The organism is Pseudomonas sp. NPDC087639, from assembly GCF_044743385.1.
Taxonomy (GTDB): domain Bacteria; phylum Pseudomonadota; class Gammaproteobacteria; order Pseudomonadales; family Pseudomonadaceae; genus Aquipseudomonas.
In genome coordinates this window covers 589-5,278 of sequence record NZ_JBIUWI010000089.1, presented here as the reverse complement: position 1 = coordinate 5,278, position 4,690 = coordinate 589, and the positions used below count along the sequence as shown (strand labels likewise).

The window sequence follows — 4,690 nt, the reverse complement described above, 5'->3', positions numbered from 1 at the left end:
ACCGGCGGCAAAGGTGGCGTCGGCAAGACTAACGTGTCAGTGAACTTGTCTCTGGCGCTGGCAGAGCTTGGCCGTCGGGTCATGCTGCTGGACGCCGATCTGGGGCTGGCGAACGTCGACGTTCTGCTGGGCCTGACGCCCAAACGCACGCTGGCCGACGTGATCGAAGGCCGCTGCGAGCTGCGCGACGTTTTGTTGCAAGGCCCGGGCGGGATCCGCATCGTGCCCGCTGCGTCCGGCACTCAGAGCATGGTTCACCTCAGCCCGGCGCAACATGCCGGTCTGATTCAGGCCTTCAGTGACATCGGCGACAATCTCGACGTTTTGGTGATCGACACCGCTGCGGGTATTGGTGACTCGGTAGTCAGTTTTGTTCGCGCCGCGCAAGAAGTGTTGCTGGTGGTCTGCGACGAGCCGACCTCGATCACTGACGCTTACGCCCTGATCAAGTTGCTCAATCGCGATTACGGCATGAACCGCTTCCGCGTCCTGGCCAACATGGCCCAGAGCCCGCAAGAAGGTCGCAACCTGTTCGCCAAATTGACCAAGGTCACGGATCGTTTTCTTGACGTGGCCCTACAATACGTCGGCGCCGTGCCTTACGACGAAAGCGTGCGCAAGGCGGTGCAGAAGCAGCGTGCGGTCTATGAAGCCTTCCCGCGCTCCAAGTGCGCGCTGGCGTTCAAGGCGATCGCCCAGAAGGTCGACACCTGGCCGCTGCCTGCCAACCCGCGCGGCCACCTTGAGTTTTTCGTCGAACGCCTCGTGCAGCAAACGGCAGGGCCTGTGCTATGACCGCCAGCGGTATGAATTACTACAAGAAGTCGGCACGTGACGCGCAGTACGAATTGATCGAGCGTTACGCGCCACTGGTAAAACGCATTGCCTATCACCTGCTGGCGCGATTGCCGGCGAGTGTGCAGGTCGAGGATCTGATCCAGGCCGGGATGATCGGTCTGCTCGAAGTCTCGACCAAATATGACGCCAGCAAAGGCGCCAGTTTCGAAACGTACGCGGGCATTCGAATCCGCGGCGCGATGCTCGACGAAGTGCGCAAAGGGGACTGGGCGCCACGCTCGGTTCACCGCAACACCCGTATGGTCAGTGACGCGATTCGTGCAATTGAAGCTAAAACCGGCCGTGATGCTAAAGATCACGAGGTTGCGGCCGAACTCCAATTGAGTCTCGACGATTACTACGGGATTTTGAATGACACCCTGGGCAGCCGCTTGTTCAGTTTCGACGACCTGTTGCAGGACGGCGAACACGAAGGGCTGCACGAGGATGGCGCCAGTGCTCATCTTGAGCCGTCACGCGATCTGGAAGATGAACGCTTCCAGGCAGCGCTGGCGGACGCGATTGCCAATTTGCCGGAGCGTGAGCGACTGGTGTTGGCGCTGTACTACGACGAAGAGCTGAACCTCAAGGAGATCGGTGAAGTCCTTGGCGTCAGTGAATCGCGGGTCAGCCAGTTACACAGCCAGTGCGCGGCCCGTTTGCGGGGGCGTTTGGGGGAGTGGCGAGCGCGCTGAAGGCAGTGTGGGGACACTGCGAACGAGGCTGGTGCGGTGATAAACGGCACCGGTCTTGCTCTGTTGTGCTCCAGACAGTCTTCGAGTGCTGCGCCGATTGATTGAAGTGGCGCGTCCAGGTGCTGGGCGCGTTTAAGACTGCTTGGAGGTCGAATTGAACAAAGACATGAAAATCCTCATCGTTGATGACTTCTCAACGATGCGGCGGATCATCAAGAACCTGCTGCGGGATCTTGGGTTCACCAACACCGTAGAGGCCGACGATGGCGTCACCGCCATTCCGGTACTCAACAGCGGCAGCATCGACTTTCTGGTAACGGACTGGAACATGCCGGGCATGACCGGTATCGACCTGCTGCGTCACGTGCGTGCCGATGAAAAACTCAAGCACCTGCCAGTGCTGATGGTGACCGCTGAAGCCAAGCGCGAGCAAATCATCGAGGCCGCTCAGGCCGGTGTGAACGGCTACGTGGTCAAACCTTTCACGGCTCAGGCGTTGAAAGACAAAATCGAGAAGATTTTCGAACGCATCGGCTGATGACGCGCGGGGGAGCTATGGAGCATAACGAATCTTCACAGGGCGATTTCGAATCGACCCTGAAAAAACACGCGGTCGAACTGGTCGAGAGCCTTGAAAAAGGCAGGTTCGGCGACGCTGTGCAACTGATCCATGAGCTCAATCAGACCCGTGACCGCGGCCTGTATCAGGAAGTGGGCAAGCTCACACGCGAACTGCACAGTGCGATCGTCAACTTCCAGATCGATCCGCACATGCCGCAGGCCGAGGAAGTGTCGCAAATCACCGACGCCACCGAACGCCTGGGCTATGTGGTCAAGCTGACAGAAGCCGCGGCCAACCGCACCATGGATCTGGTGGAAAGCGCCACGCCGGTGGTCAATGGTCTGGCTGAAGAAGCCCAGGCCTTGAGCACCGATTGGGGTCGTTTCATGCGTCGTGAAGTCGGGGCTGAAGAGTTCCGCGAACTGGCGCGCCGGGTCGACGGTTTTCTGTCGCGCAGCAGCACGGACAACCGTGCGGTGTCGAGCAATCTGAACGACATCCTGCTGGCTCAGGATTATCAGGACCTTACCGGTCAAGTGATCAAGCGTGTGACCCAACTGGTCACCGAAGTCGAAAGCAATTTGCTCAAACTCGTCCTCATGGCCAGTCAGGTGGACCGCTTTGCGGGCATCGAACATGACCGTGCGGCGATGCTTGCAGAAAAAGATCCACAAAAACATCTCTCGCAGGGTGAAGGTCCGCAGATTCATGCCGATAAACGAGAAGACGTTGTGTCCGGTCAGGACGATGTGGACGATTTGTTATCCAGCCTTGGATTCTAGAGTTTTTGAATTTTAGGTTTTTTGGGTTTTTAGACCTGTAGGAGCACCCCATTAATGAGCTTCGGCGCCGATGAAGAGATCCTTCAGGATTTCCTGGTTGAGGCCGGCGAGATTCTTGAGCAACTGTCCGAACAACTGTCGAGCTGGAAAGCCGTCCGGATGACGCAGATCTGCTCAACGCAATTTTTCGCGGTTTTCACACTGTAAAAGGGGGCGCCGGCTTCCTTCAGCTCAACGAGCTGGTGGAGTGCTGTCACATCGCCGAAAACGTGTTCGACATCCTGCGCAAGGGTGAGCGTCGCGTTGATGCAGAACTGATGGACGTTGTCCTCGAAGCACTGGACGCGGTGAACAGCATGTTCAGCGAAGTCCGTGAACGTGCCCCGATCACCGCTGCGACTCCGCAACTGCTGGCTGCACTGGCACGTCTGGCCGAGCCGCAAACGGCGGATGAAGCCCCGGCTTCGCCAGTGGCCGAGATGATCGAGGAACTGGTCGTCGAGGGCGATTCTGGCGACATCACCGATAACGAATTTGAACAGCTGCTGGACTCGCTGAACGCCGTCAAGGCCGAAGCCGAGGCCCCGGCCGCTGCTGCACCTGCGCAAACTGCCGATGCGGCAGCCAGCGATGAAATCACCGATGCCGAGTTCGAGTCGTTGCTCGATCAACTGCACGGCAAAGGTCAGTTTGCAGCCGACGCGGTCACGCCAGCAGCGGCCAAACCTGCGGCACCTGCGGCGGGCGACAGTTCGGACATCACCGACGACGAATTCGAAGCACTGCTCGATCAGTTGCACGGCAAAGGCAACTTCGCCGTTGAAGCGCTGGAGTCGGCAATTGCTTCGGCACCTGCTGCGCCTGCCGCTCCGGTGGCTGCCGCTGCCGGCAGTGATCTGATCAGCGATCACGAGTTCGAATCGCTGCTCGACGAATTGCACGGCAAAGGCAAGTTCACTGAAGTTGGCGCCGCTGCTGCAGGCTCCGCTTCGACAGTCGCCACGCCTGCCGCGAAGGCACCGGCCGCTGCTGCGCCGAAACCTGCCGCCAAGCCTGAGCCAAAAGCTGAAGCGCCAAAACCGGCTGCCGCTGCTGCACCGGCTCCGGCCCGTGCTCCGGCTGCACCGCCACCGGAAAAACCGGCGAGCGAAGCCGAGACCACCGTGCGGGTCGACACTGCACGTCTCGACGAAATCATGAACATGGTCGGCGAGTTGGTGCTGGTGCGTAACCGTCTGGTGCGCCTGGGTCTCAACAGCGGCGACGAAGCCATGCAAAAGGCCGTGTCGAACCTCGACGTGGTCACGGCTGACTTGCAGACCGCGGTGATGAAGACGCGGATGCAGCCGATCAAGAAGGTCTTCGGGCGCTTCCCGCGTCTGGTTCGCGACCTCGCGCGTCAGCTCAAGAAAGAGATCAACCTGGAACTGGTCGGCGAAGAAACCGACCTCGACAAAAACCTTGTCGAGGCTCTGGCCGATCCGCTGGTCCACTTGGTGCGCAACGCCGTCGACCACGGTATCGAGTCGCCGGAAGAACGTGAAGCATCGGGCAAGGCCCGTGGTGGTCGCGTGGTACTGGCAGCCGAACAGGAAGGCGACCACATCCTGCTGTCGATCTCCGATGACGGCAAAGGCATGGACCCGAACGTCCTGCGTGCGATCGCGGTAAAACGCGGCGTGATGGACAAGGACGCGGCCGATCGCCTGAGCGACACCGAGTGCTACAACCTGATTTTCGCTCCGGGCTTCTCGACCAAGACCGAGATCTCCGACGTGTCCGGCCGCGGTGTCGGCATGGACGTGGTGAAGACC

4 protein-coding genes and 1 pseudogene are annotated in these 4,690 nt (G+C 59.7%); all 5 read left to right on the top strand.

The window, feature by feature from the left end:
- On the top strand, window positions 1-795 hold a 795-nt coding region (fleN, locus tag ACIOVB_RS24920; protein ID WP_401271977.1), incomplete at its 5' end, for a flagellar synthesis regulator FleN.
- Window positions 792-1,532: an RNA polymerase sigma factor FliA gene (gene fliA / locus ACIOVB_RS24915; protein ID WP_003222919.1), complete on the top strand. Its 741-nt coding sequence runs from the start codon at window positions 792-794 to the stop codon at window positions 1,530-1,532. The genes fleN and fliA, both read left to right, overlap by 4 nt.
- Before the next feature lie 166 nt (window positions 1,533-1,698).
- Window positions 1,699-2,070: a chemotaxis response regulator CheY gene (locus tag ACIOVB_RS24910; protein ID WP_161986607.1), complete on the top strand. Its 372-nt coding sequence runs from the start codon at window positions 1,699-1,701 to the stop codon at window positions 2,068-2,070.
- Window positions 2,071-2,087: 17 nt separating this feature from the next.
- The gene (locus tag ACIOVB_RS24905) at window positions 2,088-2,876 is read left to right on the top strand and encodes a protein phosphatase CheZ (RefSeq protein ID WP_027613919.1); all 789 of its coding nucleotides are present in this window, start codon (window positions 2,088-2,090) and stop codon (window positions 2,874-2,876) included.
- A gap of 54 nt (window positions 2,877-2,930) precedes the next feature.
- Window positions 2,931-4,690 (top strand): annotated as a pseudogene (locus tag ACIOVB_RS24900) (chemotaxis protein CheA); the annotation flags it as partial.